Source organism: Elusimicrobiota bacterium, assembly GCA_041660185.1.
GTDB lineage: Bacteria > Elusimicrobiota > Elusimicrobia > 2-01-FULL-59-12 > 2-01-FULL-59-12 > JBAZWU01.
In genome coordinates this window covers 1-20,113 of the sequence record JBAZWU010000009.1, presented here as the reverse complement: position 1 = coordinate 20,113, position 20,113 = coordinate 1, and the positions used below count along the sequence as shown (strand labels likewise).

Here is a 20,113-nt window from a genome sequence, read left to right as displayed (position 1 = left end):
AATGGACCCGACCCCAGACAACAGGGAGCGAAGATGAAATTAACGAACCGCTACAAAGAACATCTTCTAAAAATCGCTCATCACTATCAAGGAAACGCGGTTGGATTTCGAACGGATACCATCCGTCTGCCGGACGGGAAGACCGCTCAGCGCGAGTATCTCACCCATCCGGGAGCGGTGGGAGTGCTGGCGTTTCCAAAACAAGACCGCGTCATTTTGATCAAGCAATACCGCTACCCCGTGGGCGACTTTACCTACGAGATCCCCGCCGGGAAACTGTCCAAGGGGGAGGACCCGCTGGCGTGCGTGAAACGGGAACTCGAAGAGGAAGCGGGGGTTCGCGCCGGGAAAATCCGGAAACTCCTCGCGTTCTGGCCTACGGCGGCTTTTTCAGATGAACTCATTCACGTGTACGTGGCGACGGAACTGGTTCAAACACAGGTCAACCCCGACGATGATGAATACCTGGAAATTGTGGAAATGCCGACGGCCCGGCTGGAGCGGATGATTCAGAAAGGTAAAATCCGGGATTCGAAAACAGTGATTGCTTACCTGGCCTGGAAAACTTTTTTGAGCGGACGAAGACGGGCCAGCCGGTAACCGGCGGGACCGGTCCGCTCCTCTTCAACCCGGTACGCACGGAACCAGCGCGCCAGCGTTCCCGGCGGGACAGGACGCAGCGCTCCCGTCTCCAGAACGCGCTGGAATGCCGGGTCCAACAAACTGCTTTCTACCCAAAATCGTCCTCCCTGCAGCACAGACAACCGTACCCGGCGGTCCAGAAACGTGATATCCCCTCCGGGATGGCTGAAAAAATATCCCTGAACGGAACGGGCGGGAACGCGGGGGGCGAAGTACGCCATATATACATTCTGGACAGAAGAATCACCGGTGCCGGCGAAAAGCAAAAAGTCGGTCTCTCGCACCTCCCGCGCAACCCATTCCACGTAAGCCAACCCCGGCGGGACCTGCCTCAAGGGCCGGAGGCCGCGCCATCCGTTAAAAACCAGCATCCCCAGCACTCCCAGAAATCCAAGGGTCCCATACACGAAGGGCCGGTGGGTTTCCGCCAGAGCCATCGCCGCCAGATACAAAAGAACCGGCCAGAGAAGAATTCGATAGCGAATTGTTCCGGTATAGAAGAAAAATAGGAATACATTCAGAACGATGACCCAGATCAGCAACGACCATAACTCCTTTCGCCGGGCCCAGCGTCTTTTTCGAACAACCCAACCCGTCCACGCACCGATGCCGATGGCCAGAACAATGGAACCGACCGCAAAAGATGTTTTCGAAAACTCGTACCAAAGCAGACTGCCGACCAGTCCCTTCCAGGCGTTGACCACATTGGGAACCCAATCCAGACTCCACCAAAAACGACTCAAGATCGCGACGCCAGGGGGCGGGCCACCGGGACCCAGCGCCCAGTAAATCGCTTCCCGCCAGGAAGACCCATGGAAAACAGTCGCGATGAGGCCATACGGCAAGCCGACGGTCAGAAGAAGTCCCATGGAGTAAGCGAGGAGGGCCCGCCACGGCCGGGCCCGCCGCATTACCAGCTGAACGGCAAAAGCAGGCGCGAGCAGGATCAGCATCTGATGAAACAACACCAGGACCCCATGACCCGCTCCCACCCAGAACGCATCGGCCTGATCCGATTCCAAGAGCAACCCGAGCAACAAAACCGCCGCCAAAGCGGCCCAAGCGTAGCATCCCGGATCCGTGACCTCTGACCAAAGCGCGTAACTCGCCCCCCAACACCCGCCGGCGACAAGCCCCAACACAGCGCCATAGCGCCGGCTGACCAGCCACCCCAACAACGCCACAGCCAGAGCGCCAACAAAAGCGTTCAGATTCTGCATGAAAAAAAGCGCCCGGCCCGGGTATCCGAACCACCGGAACAAGTGCCAGGCCTCAGAGGAAACGGCTGTATAAAGCAGATGATTCGGATGGAACAGATTGCTGACAGGGGCCAATTCTACGTCACACGCGTAGCATAGACCGTCATAGGAATAGTTATGCCGCGGAGTAAGCCCGTAGATCAGCCAGAAACCGGCGATCAAAAGGACCCAGACCACTCCGGCGCGAGTTGCGTGTTTGGACATCGTTTAGCTCGTCTTGCTTTTCAGGAAAGAAACCAACGCCTCGACCAGGCGCTTTTTGGCGACCACGCTGTTTCGCAAAAGCCGCCTGGCCAATGGCCACGCCTTCGGATTCACTAAGCGCAGGGCGATCCGAAGATTTGAATAGGCGCCACCGGCTCCCAGGAGCGGTGATAAATCGTCATCCAGCTCGTCGCTCACCACCCGCAAAATATGGATGGGCACGCCCCGGCGTGTCCCCGCTTCGATCACCGATTGGGTTTCCATATCGCAAGCCACCGCATTGACCTGACGGGCTAAAGCCACTCGCTCCGCACGGTTACGGACGGGCGCGTTCACCGTTGCCATCCGATCGGTCACGAGATCGCCCACCCGCAGTCCCGGAACAAGAGCGCCGCAAAATCCGGCAGAGATCAGCACTCCGGCACCTTCATCACAAAGACGATGAGCCGTCCGTCGGGCGGCTTCTTTCCCAACCCCGGACAAAGCCAGAAGAACCGGTTGATTCGCGATCGTGGCCTGGAAGAGGTTGTGCTTTAAACGACGGAACCGGAACTCTTTCAAAACCAGATAGGCTTCCCACCGCGTGGCCATCACAATCCCGAGTGTTTTCATGGTTTTACGTACCCATTCTGACGGAACCAGCTCACCGCTTTTTGAAGCGCTTCTTCAATGGGCGTCTGTGGAAGCCCGAGCTCGCGAACTGCTTTGGAAGCGTCGTAATACATCCTTTCATGAGCCATGCGGACACCGTTGAGCGGGATAGCGGGCTCTTGGTTCGTGAGGTACGACAGCCCCGTGCTGACGGCTCCGGCCATCCAGGCGACCGCATAGGGAATCCGAAAACGCGGAGCCGGAAGGCCTGCGATTTTCGCCAGCATATCCAGAAAGGCTTTGAGGGTCATGTTGCGGTTGCCGAGAATGTAACGATCGCCGATGCGGCCTTTTTGAGCGGCCAGCCAGTGCCCGGCGGCCACGTTCTCGACATCAACAAAATTGAGCCCGGTTTCGACGTATCCCGGCATCTTGCGATTCAGAAAATCCACGATCATTTTTCCGGTTGGAGTGGGTTTGATGTCGCGGGAGCCGATGGGAGTCGACGGATTGACGATGACGATCGGCCAGCCTTTTGAAACAAAATCGCGGGCCAGCTGATCGGAGAGAAATTTGGACTTCTTGTACGGACCGACCAGCTGATCCGGGGCCGGTTCCAACTCCTCCCGCCCGATCCCCAGATGCCCGTCAACCAGAGGCCGCCCGATGGCCGAGACACTTGATGTAAACACGATCCGCTGGATTTTCGCTTCGGCCGCCGCTTCAAAGAGATCGCGGGTGCCCTGAATGTTGACCCGGTCCATTTCTTCGGGATGACGGACCCAGAGCCGGTAATCCGCCGCCACGTGGAAAAGCCAGTCGCAATCCCGAACCGCTAATTTCAAGGATCCGGGATCGCGCAGATCGCCGATCACATACTCGACGGAAAGCCCGTCCAGATTTTTACGCGTGGAGTTTGGCCGGATGAGGCAGCGAACGGTGGCCTTTTGCGCCAGGAGATGGCGGACCACATGACTGCCGATGAACCCGCTGCCTCCTGTAACCAGAGCGCGAGGCATGTTTTATTCCGTCATGGCGAGCGAAGAGAAGGGAACGGGCATGCGACGATGGCGCGTCAACCGTTTATACATCCCGAGGGCCAGGAGCGGGAAGTAATGTCGATAGTAGGTGTACTCCAGATAAAAAACTTTCGGGAAACCGGTTCCGGTGAACTCGGTTTCATCCCAGGACCCGTCCGGCCGCTGCGTTTTCAGAAGATACTGGATCCCCTGGACAACCGCCGGATCCTCCGTATAACCGCACGATAGAAAGGCCATGATCCCCCACGCCGTCTGGCTGGGGGTGCTGGGGCCTTTCCCCTTCAGGCGGGAATCGTCATACGTGTCACAACGCTCGCCCCATCCGCCGTCCGGCTGCTGAACGCTTCGCAGCCACTCCAGCGCATTCTGGATATACGGATCATCCGGATTTTCCCCGACACAGGTCAGACCGCGGACCACCTGCCAGGTCCCGTAAATATAATTCACACCCCACCGGCCGTACCATGATCCGTCGGCTTCCTGCTCTTTTTTCAGGAACGTGACGGCGCGCTGCACGCATGGATAGGTTTTGTCATAACCGACCAGACCCAGCGCCTCTAAAACACGGGCGGTCACATCCGCCGTCGGCGGATCGATCATCGCGTTATGATCGGCAAACGGAATCTGGGTAAAGATCCATTTCGTATTGTCCACGTCAAAGGCGGCCCATCCGCCGTTGGTGCTTTGCATGGACAGCACCCAATTCAAACCGCGCAGGAATGCTTTTTCCCGCGCCTGAGCAAAGGGCCCTTCAAGTTTCACCCGGCGCAACGCCAAAAGGACCATCGCCGTATCGTCGATATCCGGGTAGAAGGCATTTTCATATTCAAACGGCCAGCCGCCGACAGGACCGGTCGTGTTCTTCACGCGCCAATCCCCGCCCATTTTCACTTCTTTATCGAGCAACCAGCGGGTTGCCTTGATCAGCGAAGGATGATCGGCCCGAAGCCCCGACTCCGCCAGCGCCATAACGGAAATAGCGGTATCCCACACCGGCGACACACAGGGCTGAATCTCCAAACCGTCTTCCCCGTGATCAACATAGAACCGCTCCAGCTCTTTTAAATTGTGCTGCAGAACCGGGTGGTCATCCGGATGGCCCAGGGCCTTCAAGGCCAGGATAGTGTTCAGCATGGCCGGAAAGATAGCTGCCAACCCGTCGGATTTTTCGTTGTGTTCCAGCATCCACCGTTCGGCCCTTTTGAGCGCCCAGCCGCGCAGGAAGTAGGGCCCGCGTCCTTCCATGTCTTTCAGGAAAGCGTCCAGCTCGAGGAAGAATTTGCGCCAGGAAAAGAACCCTTCCGGAGGATTCAGGCTCTCGCCCCCCACCGGCACCCAGCGCGGCTCCCCGGGGCGGAAAAGCTCGTCGAGCCGTCCATGGGCGGGCAACGGCAGCTTCGGCCGCTTGGCCCAGACAATGGACAGCGGGATAACGATGCCGCGCGTCCAGGAGGACATCTCGTAAATATTGAAGTAGAACCAATTCGGAAAGAACATCAGCTCCGGTGGAATCGCCGGAACCCCCGCCCAGTCATAAAGACCGAAAAGCGAAAGGTAGAATTTACTGTAGGAATTAATTTTATGGATCCCGCCCAGCCGGAAGAAACACTCCCGGGCTTTGACAAGATGAGGGTCACCGGCTTCAACCCCGGCCAGCTTCAGGGCCCAGTAGGCTTTTAACGTGGCGGAGATCTCGCTCGGGCCGTTCCGGTAAATGGGCCATCCACCCTCTTCATTTTGAGAGCGTAAGATAAACAAAGCCATCCGCCGGATCTTCTCCCGGACCGCGGGACGGTTGTGCCAGCCCAGGAAGAGGTACAGCATGATCATGTCCGACTCGATGGTCGTATCGGCCCGCAGATCAGAGACCCAGTGACCATCCAGAGAATTCTGCTTGCCCAGCAGCCAGCGCTGGGCACGCTCCAGAGAGTCCTTTAAGGTCCGGCTGATCGATTTTTCTTCGCCCGACAAAACGGGTTCCAGGGCCGGGAAGATCCGGTCCCAGTGGCCGGGCTTTTTGAAGAGCCGGCGGCGGGAGAACCCCGGCAGAAAACGCGCCGCATTCCGTTCCAGGAGATCGGCGTTGACATACGAAACAATCTCAGAGACAACCCGTTTAACCATAAATCGAATCTTTCAGCGACCGCCACATAGCCGCCGGTCCCGACGTGGCGTCCAAGACCGCCGTCGGCTCATAACCGCAGTGCGCCATGCAATCCGCGCAGCGAGGATCTTTCCCTGTCCCATACCGGTCCCAATCCGTTGTGTCCATCAATTCCTGGTACGTCTTCGTATGCCCGTCGGACATCAGATAACACGGCTTCTGCCAGCCGAAAACATTCCGGGTCGGGTTTCCCCACGGCGTACACGCATACTCCTTCCCTCCCGTCAGGAACTCCAGAAAGAAAGACGAATGATTAAACGGCCATCGCGGCCGGCACGACGCTCCTGTGCCTGACGAGGGCTTGAGAATCTGGCGGAACAGCTCACGGGTACGCTCCCGCCGCAGAAAATGCTCCTGATCCTGGGCTTTCTGATACGCATAGCCCGGAGAAATCGTCATCCCGTCGATCTTCAGATCGTTCGTCAAATAGTCGAAAAGCCCCTGGAGGTCCTCCGGCTTTTCCCCCTCAAACACCGTCGTATTGGTCGTCACCCGGAAACCAGCGGCTTTCGCGGTCCGAATGGCGCTGACAGCCGCCTTGAAGGTTCCCTCACGGCACACCAGCTCGTCGTGCCGTTTCTCCAAACCATCCAGATGAATGCTGAACGTTAAATAAGCCGACGGCACAAATTCCTTCAGCCGCCGCTCCAGCAGGAGCGCATTGGTGCAAAGGTAGACAAATTTCTTTCGTTTGACGTATTCCGCCACAATTTTCGGCATCTCCGGATGAAGCAGCGGTTCCCCTCCGGCGATGGACACCACCGGCGCTCCGCATGCCTCAATGGCTTCGATGCATTCGTCAACCGTCAGATCTTTTTTGAGGATTTCCACGGGGTATTGGATTTTGCCGCACCCGGAACATGCCAGGTTGCAGCGGAAAAGCGGCTCCAGCATGAGAACCAGCGGGAACCGTTTGGTCCCCAGAAACCGGTGTTTCATGACATAGGCGCCAACTTGGAAGTTTTGCAACAAGGACAACGCCATAAAGAGCTATTCCCCTAAACGTAATGAAAACCGCAGGCCGGGGCCAGCGGTTCAAATATAATAAGGGGATAATAGCAATCAGAAAGAGTAACTGTCAATAAATAAAACGTGCTTAAAAAACAACTTGAATCGCTTTTTGCTTTGGCTGGAATATCAGGTGTTCTTCATGAGAATGTCGCTGATGATGTTGGCGGCTTCATCGGCACGGTCCGCCGCGTTGCTGAGGTGGCGATAGATCTCCCGCATTTTGAGGATCTTTCTCAGGTCAGGGTCCTTAAAAAGCTCCGCTAAAGCCTTCCGATAGAGATGTTCCATCTGATTTTCGGTCTTCTTGGCCAGGATAATGCTTTCTTCTATCCCATTCGGGATATGAGGCAGCTTCGACACCGCCTGTGCGATGTGCCTCCCCCCCTCGTAAAGGGCGTCCGCCATATCCTTGAGGTGCTGGTTCGTCGGCGTCTGAAAGAGCAGCATTTCTTCCACAGTCGACTTCGCATAATCAACCATGTCATCGATGGCCCGAGAAAGCGCGAAAATATCTTCGCGGTCGAGCGGTGTCACAAACGTGCGGTTGAGCGCCTCAATCAGCGCCCGGCGAAGGTCATCCGCATTTTTCTCCGCCGCCTCCACCCGTTCCCCAAGCTCCTGGGTGGGATTCTGGACAAACGCCACCAGCAGGCCGAGCCCTTGCTCGCTCATGCGGGCCTGATCCAGCAACATCTGATAAAAGTTAAACCGTTTACGGAACCACATGACTCACCTTGAAAAGGTACACCCAACCCATGGCGGCGAGGCCGGCCGCCGGGATCGTGACGAGCCAGGCCATGACGATATCCCCGACTAATGACCACCGGATGCCGCGCGGATGGGCGGCGATGCCAGCCCCCAAAACAGACGTCGACATGACATGAGAGGTCGACATGGGATAGCCGGCGAACGAACTGATTCCCACCAGAAACATCGCGGACGTTTCAGCACAGACGCTTTCGATGTTCTGGACCCGGTACAAACGGCGTCCCACGGTGCGAATCGTCCGGCGAGAACCAAAAATAACTCCCACCGCGAGCGCCAGTCCGCAAAGAAGCCACACCCCCAAAGGCAGGGCATCAAGGACAGTGGCGGATGGAACGGCGCAGCTCAGCGCCATCGACGCCAACATCAGAATTCCCATGGCCTTCTGTCCATCATTGCTGCCGTGAACAAGGGACGTCCCGATCAATGCGCTGATCTCAAGTCCCCTTAAAAAACGTCCGGCCACCGGCGGAACATAAGACCCCCCCCAGTACACTCCCTGCGCCAGTATGTAACTGAAAAGCATGCCGGCCAGGGGAACTAAGCCTAAAGACAAAAAGATTTTCGAGAATACCGCCCAATGCACGCTGCCGGTTCCAAAACGAGCCAGCGCGGCTCCAGCCAGGCCGCCGATCAACGCATGGGTGGAGGAACTGGGCATTCCGGAACGCCACATGCCGAGATTCCAGCTGAACGCCCCCAGGAGCGCTGACAGAAGCACCGCTAACAACTCTTCCGGAGACGCTGAACGGGGAAAGACGATCAGATCTCGAGCCAATGTTTTCACCACCTGTTGGCCCAGCAGCAAAATCCCCAGCACCTGACACAGCGCCACCAGCAGCAAGGCCGGCAACGGTTCCAGGGAGCGCGTTGTAATCACCGTCGAAACCAGGCCGCCGCCGTCGATCAACCCGTTCGTTAAAGCAAACAAAAGGGCACACAGCACAATCAGCGCAAAAAGAACCTGCAGGGTTTCCATCAGGAGCTCACTGAGGCCGCTTCGACGACGCAATTCCGGCCTGCGTCCTTGGCCGCATACAGAGCCCGGTCCGCGGCCGCCATCACCGCCTGGGCCGTCGCGCCGTCCTGCGGGAAATGAGCGATCCCAATACTGATCGTCACCTGAATGGCTTCCAATCCGATCACGTAGGACTGAGCGCCTACCCGCTGGCGGATCTGATCCGCTTTTATGCGCAAACCTGCCGGATCCGAACGGGGCAGCAAGCAAACAAATTCTTCTCCGCCATAACGGGCGATGACGTCCGTTTCATACAGCCCTTCCCGAATCCGTTGCGCCACGGTCCGCAATACCTCATCGCCGACCTGATGTCCATACGTGTCATTGAGATTTTTAAAATGATCAATATCGATCATCAGAATTGAAAATGTGCTTCGAAAAGACTGGGCCCGGGCTACTTCTTCCTTCAAGCGTTCCTCAAAAGGGCCTCGCCGGGACAACCCGGTGAGCCCGTCGGTTCGGGAACGTCCCTCGAGTTCCTGATAGAGCTTGGCTTTGGCCATCGCAAAAATGAGCTGGACCGCAAACGTGTTGGCTTCCGCCAGGATCGCCGCCTGCTGATCCGGCGAGAACTCCGGCAGGCGGATCAGGAGAAGGCCGACCCGCTCATGCAGCCGCCAGAGCGGCAGCCCGAGCGCCCACACGCAACGGCCCTGATCGACATCTCCCTGAATAACAAACGTATGCAAATAAGGTTCTTGTTTGGGCAAATCTTCAGCCCTGGGATCGGGGGTGATGCCTCGCCGCTGGACCTGCTGCAGTTCACCCCGTTCATTCGTGAGATAGAGCGCCCAGCCTTCCGCACGGAAGAAATACTTCAGGGATCGCTCCAGGCTTGGCGTCATTTCTTCCAGAGAAACCGCCTCCGCCAGTTTCTTAACCAGTTCGTACTGTTTTAAACCTTTTTCGACTTCAGCAGCCTTGGCCGCGATTTTCTCCCGGATATCCTGAATCGCGGTTTGCACCACCCGTTGCTTTTCGTCGGATTCCGCCTGGTCTTTGGCCGAGCGCTCTTGCCAGGATTGATGTCGCAAGGTCCAGCGCAGGCTGAACCACATCACAAAAACAGCCACCAGGACCTGCACCGCCAGAATCGCCGGATCGCTCGTTCCGTTCATCGCCACGGCCGACCACCCACCAACCAGAAGAATCGCGCTCACGACCCAGCCGGCCACGCCGAACCAGTACACCAGCCCCAGCGCCAGCACGAGTCCCGCCGTAAACATCCATGTGTAGAAGCCGATCATATGAAGAGTGTTTTTGTCGTCATCCCCGAGTGTCTCTGTCGGGGATCCATGGATCCCCCGCCAGAACCTGCGGGGGATGACATCTTATCCGACAACTCTGTTTCTCCCCCCTTCTTTGGCTTGATAGAGCCGGTAATCCGCGACGCGGACCAGCTGGCTGGCGATCGTCGCCTCCTGAGGAAAACCGGAAACCCCGACGCTGATCGTGACATGCTCCTGCATCGTGGCTTCCGGACCGAACTGGAACGATTGGCCCTCAATCGACTGCCGGATGCGCTCCGCAATTTCGCGGGCCTGCGACAGGTCCGTCTGGGGAAGGATCAGCACAAACTCCTCGCCTCCGTAACGGGCCAGCAGATCCACCGGACGCGCGATCTGCTGCAGCACCTGTGAAACCCGCACCAGCACCTGGTCTCCGGCGGCATGTCCGTAAGTGTCGTTGTAGCGTTTAAAATGGTCGATATCCATCATCAGCAGGCAGAACTCGGTGTGGTAGCGTCCGGCCCGTAGGATTTCCTCGTTCAAACGCTCTTCAAAAAAGCGATGCGTATACAATCCCGTGAGATTATCGCGAATCGCCCCCTCCTGCAGGCGGGCCAGGAGCTGGAGATTTTCCAGCGCCAGAGACGCCAGAAGCGAGAGCGCTTCCAGAATCCGTAAATCCCCGACGGAAAACATGCCGGGTTCAAATCCATTCAGGCGGATAATTCCCACCATTTGGCGTTCCACCACGATGGGCGCGGCCAGCACGGACCGCACTTCGTTCGTGGAGCGGACCAGCTTGAAACGGCTGTCCTGCGAAATATCGGTGACCAGCAACGAGAGTTTCCGTTCCATCACCCACTTATCGAGAAGATCCCGCGGCGCGTTGCCGGCGAAGTAATGAATCGTTCCCTGGTTGATGGTCGAGCGGACAAACTCCATGAGCCGCTGCCGGACCATCACCGGATCCATGAGACTGGCCAGCTGGTGCACCGCGTTCGACAAGTGCTGCCGGAGAGCCGCCTGGTTCTGCAGTTCGATCCATCGCTTGGCCAGCGATTCCTTCTCCCTCTGCAGGGAAATCATGGCCTGCTGTCTCTGGCGCAGGGCCTCCGCGCAAGTCCCGTCGTCGTTGAGATCCCGGAGAATAAACCGATGCGCCACATACACCGAGATCCACATCAAAGCCATCTGCCCCGCCAGCCAGGCCTTGTCCTGTCCCTGCACCATCCCGAGGCCGCCCAGTTCAATCAGCGTCACCAGAACGCCGAAGATGGAAGCCATTTCAAGGGAGATGGCCAGCGCCGTGGCCAGGACAAAAGCGGTGAAGAGCAGGCTGATGAGGGGATACTCCGCCGGCAGGCGGAAAAGCATGACCGTCAAACCAAAAAAGAGAAGCATCCCTGGGAGCAGGAATGCCACGGTACGCTGTTGCGTCATCATGAGGTTTCTTTAACAGGAGCGACTCTAAAAATCAAGCTGTTTTCTGGAGATGTTGCCGGAGAAGAGACTCAAATACAGCCGCGGGTACGGGGTGGGCAAAAAGATAGCCCTGGAACTGGTCACAGTGATGTTCTCTTAAGAAAGTTTCCTGCTCAGGCGTTTCAACACCTTCGGCGATTACGCGAAGCTTCATGCTGTGAGCCAGGACAATGACCGCGTTGGCAATGGCCGCATCATTGTCTCCCTGGTTCAGGTCGCGGATAAAGGATTGGTCTATTTTTAATGTATTAATCGGAAATTTTTTCAGGTAACTCAAAGACGAATGGCCGGTCCCGAAGTCATCGACGGCAATCAGGATGCCCATTTCCTTCAATTCTTTCAGGATGACCATCGTATAGTCGACGTTCTGCATCGCGACGCTTTCCGTAATCTCCACTTCCAGCCAGCGGGGGTCGAGTTCCGTCTCTTTCAAAATCCGCGCCACAGTCTCGACTAGATCATGGTGCTGGAACTGCCGGGCCGAGAGGTTCACCGCCACCGTCAAGGGGGGAAGCCCGTCCACCTGCCAGGCTTTGGCCTGGGCGCAGGCCATGCGAATCACACATTCACCCATCGGCACGATCAACCCTGTTTCCTCCGCCAGCGGGATAAACTCCGCCGGATACACGAGCCCCAGGTCCGGATGCTGCCAGCGCAAGAGCGCCTCCATCCCGACGATGGCGTTGGTTTGCATATTCACCTGGGGCTGGTAGTGCAGCAGAAATTCGCTGCGTTCAATGGCTTTTCGAAGGCTGTTTTCCAGAGCCAAGCGCTCGAACGCCCTCGAATTCATGGCCGGCGTGTAGAGCTGATAGTTATCCCGTCCCTGTTCTTTGGCGCGATACAGGGCGGTATCGGCGTTTTTCAGGAGGGTATCGGCATCTTCTCCATCGTAGGGATACAACGCGATACCGATACTGGTGGTAATATGCAGTTCCTGCCCGCTGAATAGGAAGGAGGGTTTCAGAACATCTAAAATTTTCTGGGCCAATTTGACCGCCTGATCCGCCCGCAGGATCTCAGGCAGGAGCACCACAAACTCATCCCCGCCCAGGCGGGCCAGGGTATCGTTTTCCTCCAGGCAGTTCTGAAGCCGCCCGGCCACCCCGCGCAAAACGCGGTCCCCGACCGTATGCCCCAGCGTATCCACGATCGTTTTGAAACGGTCCAGATCGACGAACAGAACCGCCAGCATTTTTCGATTATGGCTGGCCTGCGCCACCGCCATCGTTAACCGGTCGGTAAACATCAGCCGGTTCGGAAGATCCGTCAGCGGATCGTAATAGGCTTGATGCTGCACCGTGGCTTCGGCTCGCCGGCGATCCCGGCGGTCCTGCGCTTCTCTTAGCTCCCGGTCAATGGCCGGACAAAGCCGCGTCAAATTCTCCTTCATGACATAGTCTTTGGCGCCTAGATGCATCACTTCCGCGGCCTCGTCCTCGCTGATATGCGCCGAAACAATGATAAAAGGAATATCAAGCCCTCCTTCTTTGATTATTTTTAAAGCGGCGATGGAATTAAATTGAGGCATGGAGTGGTCGGCGATGACAATGTCCCAACTGCGGCGGGCCAGGGCGGCGCTCAGGGCTGGACCGTTATCCACTCGCTCGCAGAAGGGGTCATAGCCACCTCTTCTAAGGATCTGGACCAGCAAGAGCGCATCGGCCTCGGAGTCCTCGATAATGATGACCTGCAGGGGAATGCTCATATCAGGGTTTTGTGTGTGATGAGTTTATATCGTATTACTTCTCTCGGGCAAGCGCTGAATCAATCGACTTGCCCGGAAGCCATTTACCGGCACGGACCATGGCCTCCAGCTCAGCCGCAGGAACCGGCCGGCTGAACAAATAGCCCTGCATCCGGTCGCATTGCTGCTTGCGAAGGATGGCCAGTTGCTCCAGCGTTTCAACTCCCTCCGCGACCACTTCCAGTCCTAAATTATGCGCTAAAACGATAATCGCCGAAGCGATGGCCGCATCATGGGGATCCGCGGAAAGATCCTTCACGAAGGATCGGTCGATCTTCAAGGCATCGATCGGGAATTGCTTCAAATAGCTGAGGGAGGAATAGCCGGTCCCGAAATCATCAATGGACAATCGAATGCCTTTTTCTTTCAGGTCGCGCAGAACCGATATCGTGTAGTCGGCGTTTTGCATCGCATAACTTTCGGTGATTTCCAGTTCCAAAAAGCGGGCTTCCATTCCAACGGACCGGATGACCTGGCCGATGGTTTTAGCAAGGTCCTGTTCATGAAACTGCCGGGCGGACAGGTTCACGGCGACGGACAATATCGGAAGTCCCATCTGCCGCCAGGCGCAATGCTGGGTACAGGCGGTGCGGAGCACCCACTCGCCCATCGGCACGATCAACCCCGCTTCCTCTGCGATAGGAATAAACTCCACCGGAGGAACGAGCCCGTAGCCCGGCACTTCCCACCGGATGAGGGCTTCCACCCCGACGATTTTTCCGCTGCGCAGGTCCACCTGGGGCTGGTAGTGCAGCACGAATTCCTGGTGTTTGAGGGCCCGCCGGAGACTGCTTTCCAGGGTCAGGCGGCGAATGGCGTTGCTGCTCATGGCGGCGGTATAAAATTGGAAATTGTTTTTCCCGTCCTTCTTGACGCGCTCCAGCGCTGTCTCCGCGTTGCGCAGGAGCGTCTCCGCGGTGTCTCCGTCGAGCGGATACAGACTGACGCCGACACTCACCGTCACATAGTGTTCGTCCCCGTCGAAGGAAAACGGCGGACGAATCGCTTCCAGAATCTGATGAACCATTTGAGTGGCCTGCTGAACCTCCGAAACCGTCAGCGCGATCAAAAACTCATCCCCACCCAGGCGGGCCAGAAGCGTTTGGGGCCCCACGCAACAGCGCAGGCGTTGGGCCATCTGTTCCAGAAGGGCATCGCCTATTCGGTAGTCATAAATATGGTTCGTGTTTTTCAGGCGGTCGACATCGACTGTTAAAACCGCGGTCAACGCCCCCTGCTCGCGGGCGCGAACGAGTGTCTCTCGGAGCCGGTAGTCAAAGAGAATGCGGTTCGGCAAACCCGTCAAGGAATCATGGTAAGCGTGATCGAGCAGCAACTCTTCCGTAGAAGAAAGCAACTCGCGGCGGGATGATCCCTGCCGCTTTTTAATCTTTTTCGGCATATTTGTTCTAGTTTTAGAGGAAAAGAACAATTCTGCAAGGTCTTTTCTCAAAAAATTTTGTTTCATATGGATATGCGACGGGTACTTGCCGGACTATTTTTGATGATACTGCCAGTCATCGCCGTGACAGCGGTCAAACGATCGGAGTGGGGCTCAATCCTGACCGCTCCGGCCAACCGACAGACGGGCGATCCTCACGCGAAACTTTTAATCGTCGAATACTCCGACTTCCAGTGCCCGAGTTGTGCGGTGGTAAACCCTGCGACCCACCGGCTTCTCGAGATCTACCGGGGAAAAGTTCACTTAGTTTACAAATATTACCCATTAACCAAGATTCATCGCAACGCTCTCCCGGCCGCCGTGGCCGCCCAATGTGCCGCCAACCAAAACCGGTTTTGGCCTTATGCGGACCGCCTTTTTGCCACACAAGCGTCGTGGGCACCCTTGACGGATCCCGCCACGAGTTTCATCGCTATCGCGAACGAGCTGGCTCTGGACCTGCCCCATTTCAACACCTGCCGGGCGGATCCACTGCAGAAGGAAGTGGTTCTCCGAGACGCTGACGAAGCACGCAAGCGCCAGATCCATTCCACCCCGACCTTTCTGATCGGCGATGAACGTCTGGTTGGCAAAAGCATTGAGTCTGACGGCGCGCGCGCCATTGAGAAGGCGTTATGGCGATGACTGTTTTAGCGTTGCTGCTTCGGCTCTTGATCGGCGGAGTTCTGTGTTACGCGGGCTTTGAAAAAGCCATCGCTTCATCGGCGGAGTTCGCCGCGGTGATTCAGGCATACCGCCTTCTTCCGAATGCGCTGGCGATCCCGCTCGCCAGCAGCCTGCCGTGGCTGGAGATGTGGATCGGGACGTTTTTGATTTTCGGCTATTTTACCCGCCGGACGGCTGGGCTCGCGGCCGGACTCTTTGCCGTTCTCATAACCGCCGTCGGATCAACTCTCCTCCGGCACATCGACCTGGCCTCCTGCGGCTGCTTCGGTTCCGATAGGCTCTCGCCCCGTTGGACCATCCTGTTGGATTTTAGTCTTCTGGCCGGAAGTATCGTCCTGATCTGGCTCACCCGCCGGACCGACCGGTTTGCGGTGGATTCGTTCCTGAAAGCTAAATAAGCGGAATGTGCGAAATTTCGGCGGGGGTGTCATCGTAACGGAGACCGTACTCCGAGCGGTACCACTCCCAGAGAACACCCAGAAGCACCTTCACCAGGCACGCCAGCGGCATACCAAACAGGAGCCCCCAGATCCCCCAGAGCGCTCCGCCGGCCATCAACGAGAAAAGAATCCAGATTGGGTGCAGCTCAACGGAGTTTTTAAACACCACCATCTGTAGGATTCCATCATCGATCAGACGCAAAGCGATGCACACCGCCGTGACTTTCAAAACACCGGCCAGTGTTCCCCATTGGAAAAAGGCAACCAGGACCGCCAAGACGCCGGCCACGAGCGGCCCAAAGATCGGAACAACGTTTGTCAGCGCCGCCAGCCCGGCCAATTGGATGGAATAATCCAGACCGATCAACCAGAAACCCGCCAGAGCCACCAACCCGACGAGAAAGGATTTCAAGCACAATCCGCGCACATAATTCCCCATGGTATTGTCGATCTCAAAAATGATGTTGAGGAACATTTCGACATAGCGCGCGGACACCAGCCGCAAAACGTTCTCCAGAAGCGCCGGGCCCTCCAAAAGAAGGAAGAAAGCGATCAGCGGAACGAGAAACAACATCTCCACGAACGGTAAAACGTGGCTGGCCAGAGTCGGGGTCATCCGGAGCAAGGTGTCCGGCAGCGTCCGCCCGTGCGCGTTGATCTGGTCCAGGAGGGCGGGATTGCTGACCATCCGCTTTAAATAGCCGGACGGTTCGGAGTGCTTTTCCGATGGTCTGGCGGCCCATACTTGAAGATCGCGAAACATCCGTTGCCCCCGTTCCACATAACGAGGAAGCTCCTGCGCGGCCTTGGACGCCTCTTGGCTGGCCAGGTTCACCGTCAGATACGTTCCAAACGAAAACAACGTTAAAAGACCGCCGAAGATGAGTATGGCGACCGGCCGGCGCCGCAGCCCCTGGACCTCGAAAAAGCGCACGAGGGGTGAAATCAAATAGGCCAGCGTCATCCCGAGAATGAAAGGCAGCAGGATATCCTGAACTTTGAACAGCAGGTAACCGATGGCGGCCAGGAGCAGCGAGGGGATCAGGTACTTTCCGAACGGGAAGGAGCCGGGGATCATAAGACTTCGCGAATCCGCTTTTTAGGTTCTGCGGTGTCTGTCGAATCCAGCGAAAACGGAACACGACTCATCACGGCGCGCAGCCGCACCGCCAGAAGCGTGGCCAGATGGGCCATGACAGCCGCCCCGATATGCGGCGCTTGGCGAAGGAGTTTATCGATTTCGGTTTTGTATAGGAGATACGCACGGACCGGCTCGGTCGCCACAACCGTTGCGGTGCGGGGCTGCTCGTCAATCAGCGACATCTCCCCGAAGTAATCACCACCCTTTAAGAGAGCGATCCGCAGCGGTTCATCGTTGGGACCGCGGCGAACCACCTCCACCTGACCCTGTTCCAGAATAAAGAGCGCCCGGCCGATATCCCCTTCCTGACAGAGGACTTCCCCCGGATGGTAGTCACGGACGACCAGAGATTGGAACAATGTGCCGAACTCGCGCCGGGAAATCCCGTGAAAAAGCGACACGCGTTTCAGGAATTCACGCTTGCGGCTGAACTCCGGATCGAGAAAAAGATTCTTAAGCCATTTAATCATCCCATCGGAAGTATAGGGGGATATCGCCAATTAGCAAGGAAATTTTATGACGTAACCGAATCGATGGATTCTTTGACGACACGGGTGAGGAAGTTCATCTCTTTTTCTGAGATCGCCAGGGGCGGCATCAGGACCACGACGTCGCCCAGGGGACGCAGCCAGACGCCCCGTCGGATGGCGGCGTCGCAGGCCTTCAGCCCCATACGATCTTCGGGCGGGTAAGGGATTCCTCGCTGTTTGTCGTCAATCAGCTCAAGACCGGCCATGAGCCCGACCTGGCGGACTTCTTTGACATGGGGATGAGAGGAATACTCGCCTAAGTTTTCGAAGAGCTGTCGTGCACGGCGTCGCACATGGGTCAAAAGATTTGTTTCTTTAAAAAGATCCAGATTCGCCAGCGCGACGGCACACGCGAGGGGATTCGCCGTATAAGTGTGTCCGTGGAAGAAATGTTTAAACTCCTCATACCGTCCTAAAAATATCTTGTAGATCTTTTCCCGGGTCAGAGTCGCGGCCAACGGCAGGTATCCTCCCGTGATACTCTTCGATACGCACAGAAAATCCGGTGAAACCTTCTCTTGCTCACAGGCAAACATCGTCCCAGTCCGGCCAAAACCCGTGGCTACCTCATCGACAATCAGCAAAACGTCGTAGCGACGGCACAGCCGCGCCACATGGGCCAGAGTCCCTTTGGGCATCACGCGCATTCCGGAAGCCCCTTGGACGAGCGGCTCCATGATTACGGCGGCAATCTGCTTATGGTGCCGGCGAAGAATCTCGGCCATCTGGTCGCCCTTTCCGTCACCCCCGAGTGTCCCTGTCGGGGGTCCAAGAGGTCGTTCACTGCCGATGATGGATCCCCCGCCAGAACCCGCGGGGGATGACGACTTAGGCAGGCGGCTAAAAAACGGGTCCACTTGAAACCCTTCAAACAGGAGATCTCGGAACCGCGCATGGAACAAATCAATGCCTCCGACGGATACGGAGCCGATCGTGTCCCCGTGATATCCCTCTTTCAGCGATACGAATTTATGTTTTGCCGGCTGGCCTTGAAGCTGCCAATATTGGTAAGCCATTTTCAACGCAATCTCAACAGAGGTGGAGCCGTTGTCGGAATAAAACACGCGCGACAATCCCCTCGGGGCCAGCTCTGTCAGGCGCTTGGCCAGGCGAATGGCTGGTTCATGGGTGAGTCCCAGGAACGTCGCATGGGCGATCTTGGAAAGCTGCTGATGAATGGCCCGATTCAGTTTCGGATGGTTATGACCAAGCACATTGACCCAGAGGGAGGAAACCCCGTCCAGCAGTTTTCGTCCGCGGACATCTTTTAACCAGACCCCGTTTCCGGACTCAATGATGATGGGCTCACGGCTGGTCCATTCGGCTTGCTGGGTAAACGGATGCCAGACGTAGCGTTTGTCCCAGCTCGCCAGGAGCGTTTGCCGGGACATCACGACAATCCGCAGACCCTTCGAATAGCTTTGGTCAATCGAGGAATACGGGCGAGCCCACGACTAAGCCCTTCCAGGTCATTCGGATACGAGGCGCGATACGTCAGCTCTCCCAGAATATCCACGGCCGTATGATCCTGAAGCGCTTCGGCATTCGTAGTCTCCAGGAGGGTGCGCCCTTTCCCCCCGTTGAACAGGACTCCAACCACAGGGACCTTGCCGCGCTCCAGGGCATCCAACGTCAGCAAGGAGTGACTGATGGTTCCCAGCGTGGCGCGGCTCACCACGAGTGCCGGCAGGCGCAGCGCCTCGATCAGATCCAGGACATACGTGGATTCCCCGATCGGGACCTTCACCCCTCCGATGCCTTCGACAATCATCACGTCATATTTCTTACTCAGTGTCCAGTAAGCTTGATAGACCGCGTCCAAGTCAACCTCGCAGCGCTCCAGATTGGCCGCCACGGTGGGCGCTAGCGGCGCCCTGAAAAATTGAGGGTTCACTATCTCCAGAGAATCGGTCACCCCCGCTGCCTGGATCAATTGCCGGGCATCCCGGCGGTTGCCGGTCGCAATCGGCTTCATCACCCCCACCCGAACCTTCCATTTCTTCAACAGCCGTGCGATCCCGCAAGCAATTAAGGTTTTACCGACCCCTGTATCAGTCCCTGTTATAAAGATGCCCTTATTCATCGTTTCTCCTTGTAGGTATCAAGGACGGTCAAGAGGGTCTCGATGTCCTCATCAGAATGTTCCGCTGTCACACTAAACCGAATACGGCACTCCCCCGCCGGCACGGTGGGGGGCCGGATAGCCGGCGCATAAATACCACCTTTTTGGAGATGGTCCGCGCAAGCCAGCGCCCGATCAGCGCTCCCCAGCAGGATGGGCACGATGTGACTTTCGGAACGCAAAAGATCCCACCCTTGTTGACGGAAACCCTCGCGCAACCGGGCCGCCAGCCTTTGCACGCGGGATCGAAGAGCCGGATCGTCCTGCATCACGCTCAAAGCCGTCCGGGCCGCGGCGATGCAGACCGGCGAAAGACCTGTCGTGTAAATAAACGAGCGGGCCTTATTGAGCAAAGTGTCGATCAACTCGCGCGACCCGGTGACAAATCCTCCCTGAGACCCGAGCGATTTGGACAACGTGCCGACAACGATATCCCATGCGCCGCCTCGCACGCCTTTCCCGCCTTCCCCCCAGACCCCGATCGCATGCGCCTCATCCACGAAACCCATCGCACCATACCGGCGACCGAGTTCACTCAGCTCTTTCAGCGGCGCAAAATCACCATCCATGGAAAAAAGGCTCTCCGTCACAAGCAGGCGA

19 protein-coding genes are annotated in these 20,113 nt (G+C 57.1%); 3 read left to right on the top strand and 16 right to left on the bottom strand.

All coding sequences use genetic code 11. The features are described from left to right. The first annotated feature begins 33 nt into the window (after positions 1-33). On the top strand, positions 34-600 hold the full coding sequence (locus tag WC859_07885; protein ID MFA5976064.1) for an NUDIX hydrolase: 567 nt from the start codon (positions 34-36) through the stop codon (positions 598-600). Here the strand turns inward: WC859_07885 and WC859_07880 are convergent. The 11 genes from WC859_07880 to WC859_07830 all read right to left on the bottom strand — a co-directional run bounded on the left by WC859_07880 (position 549) and on the right by WC859_07830 (position 14,554). Next, entirely contained in the window at positions 549-2,105 is a 1,557-nt protein-coding gene (locus WC859_07880) for a hypothetical protein (GenBank protein ID MFA5976063.1), read from the bottom strand. The genes WC859_07885 and WC859_07880 overlap by 52 nt on opposite strands. A 3-nt stretch (positions 2,106-2,108) precedes the next feature. Continuing rightward, positions 2,109-2,717, bottom strand: a complete 609-nt coding sequence (locus WC859_07875) for a hypothetical protein (protein ID MFA5976062.1) — start codon at positions 2,715-2,717, stop codon at positions 2,109-2,111. Beyond that, positions 2,714-3,715 carry a hopanoid-associated sugar epimerase gene (gene hpnA / locus WC859_07870; protein ID MFA5976061.1) on the bottom strand — a complete coding sequence of 334 codons (1,002 nt, stop codon included), beginning with the start codon at positions 3,713-3,715 and terminating at the stop codon, positions 2,714-2,716. The genes WC859_07875 and hpnA overlap by 4 nt, the downstream gene beginning before the upstream one ends. 3 nt (positions 3,716-3,718) lie before the next feature. Continuing rightward, positions 3,719-5,860 carry a squalene--hopene cyclase gene (gene shc / locus WC859_07865; protein ID MFA5976060.1) on the bottom strand — a complete coding sequence of 714 codons (2,142 nt, stop codon included), beginning with the start codon at positions 5,858-5,860 and terminating at the stop codon, positions 3,719-3,721. Beyond that, positions 5,853-6,884 (bottom strand): adenosyl-hopene transferase HpnH, encoded by a 1,032-nt coding sequence (hpnH, locus tag WC859_07860; GenBank protein ID MFA5976059.1) that lies wholly within the window; start codon positions 6,882-6,884, stop codon positions 5,853-5,855. Before hpnH ends, shc begins: the two co-directional genes overlap by 8 nt. Before the next feature lie 153 nt (positions 6,885-7,037). Continuing rightward, positions 7,038-7,637 carry a DUF47 family protein gene (locus tag WC859_07855; protein MFA5976058.1) on the bottom strand — a complete coding sequence of 200 codons (600 nt, stop codon included), beginning with the start codon at positions 7,635-7,637 and terminating at the stop codon, positions 7,038-7,040. Beyond that, positions 7,624-8,655: an inorganic phosphate transporter gene (locus WC859_07850; GenBank protein MFA5976057.1), complete on the bottom strand. Its 1,032-nt coding sequence runs from the start codon at positions 8,653-8,655 to the stop codon at positions 7,624-7,626. The genes WC859_07855 and WC859_07850 overlap by 14 nt, the downstream gene beginning before the upstream one ends. Further along, entirely contained in the window at positions 8,655-9,941 is a 1,287-nt protein-coding gene (locus WC859_07845) for a GGDEF domain-containing protein (GenBank protein MFA5976056.1), read from the bottom strand. Before WC859_07845 ends, WC859_07850 begins: the two co-directional genes overlap by 1 nt. A gap of 84 nt (positions 9,942-10,025) precedes the next feature. Continuing rightward, the gene (locus WC859_07840) at positions 10,026-11,366 is read right to left on the bottom strand and encodes a GGDEF domain-containing protein (GenBank protein ID MFA5976055.1); all 1,341 of its coding nucleotides are present in this window, start codon (positions 11,364-11,366) and stop codon (positions 10,026-10,028) included. A 31-nt stretch (positions 11,367-11,397) separates the two neighbouring features. Then, the gene (locus WC859_07835) at positions 11,398-13,113 is read right to left on the bottom strand and encodes an EAL domain-containing protein (GenBank protein MFA5976054.1); all 1,716 of its coding nucleotides are present in this window, start codon (positions 13,111-13,113) and stop codon (positions 11,398-11,400) included. 34 nt (positions 13,114-13,147) lie between these two features. Continuing rightward, on the bottom strand, positions 13,148-14,554 hold the full coding sequence (locus WC859_07830; protein MFA5976053.1) for an EAL domain-containing protein: 1,407 nt from the start codon (positions 14,552-14,554) through the stop codon (positions 13,148-13,150). 102 nt (positions 14,555-14,656) lie between these two features. Here WC859_07830 and WC859_07825 point away from each other — a divergent pair, with 102 nt between their 5' ends. Together WC859_07825 and WC859_07820 are read left to right on the top strand one after the other, a co-directional pair. After that, on the top strand, positions 14,657-15,238 hold the full coding sequence (locus tag WC859_07825) for a thioredoxin domain-containing protein (GenBank protein ID MFA5976052.1): 582 nt from the start codon (positions 14,657-14,659) through the stop codon (positions 15,236-15,238). Then, the gene (locus WC859_07820) at positions 15,229-15,678 is read left to right on the top strand and encodes a MauE/DoxX family redox-associated membrane protein (GenBank protein ID MFA5976051.1); all 450 of its coding nucleotides are present in this window, start codon (positions 15,229-15,231) and stop codon (positions 15,676-15,678) included. Before WC859_07825 ends, WC859_07820 begins: the two co-directional genes overlap by 10 nt. Here the strand turns inward: WC859_07820 and WC859_07815 are convergent. The 5 genes from WC859_07815 to WC859_07795 all read right to left on the bottom strand — a co-directional run. Beyond that, on the bottom strand, positions 15,671-16,798 hold the full coding sequence (locus tag WC859_07815; GenBank protein ID MFA5976050.1) for an AI-2E family transporter: 1,128 nt from the start codon (positions 16,796-16,798) through the stop codon (positions 15,671-15,673). The genes WC859_07820 and WC859_07815 overlap by 8 nt on opposite strands. Then, on the bottom strand, positions 16,795-17,331 hold the full coding sequence (locus WC859_07810; GenBank protein MFA5976049.1) for a cyclic nucleotide-binding domain-containing protein: 537 nt from the start codon (positions 17,329-17,331) through the stop codon (positions 16,795-16,797). Before WC859_07810 ends, WC859_07815 begins: the two co-directional genes overlap by 4 nt. Before the next feature lie 44 nt (positions 17,332-17,375). Continuing rightward, positions 17,376-18,782, bottom strand: a complete 1,407-nt coding sequence (locus WC859_07805; protein MFA5976048.1) for an aspartate aminotransferase family protein — start codon at positions 18,780-18,782, stop codon at positions 17,376-17,378. Then, complete coding sequence (gene bioD, locus WC859_07800) at positions 18,782-19,474, bottom strand: dethiobiotin synthase (protein MFA5976047.1); 693 nt, start codon at positions 19,472-19,474, stop codon at positions 18,782-18,784. The genes WC859_07805 and bioD overlap by 1 nt, the downstream gene beginning before the upstream one ends. After that, the coding region (locus WC859_07795) for an aminotransferase class I/II-fold pyridoxal phosphate-dependent enzyme (protein ID MFA5976046.1) at positions 19,471-20,113 on the bottom strand (643 nt) is incomplete at its 5' end. The genes bioD and WC859_07795, both read right to left, overlap by 4 nt.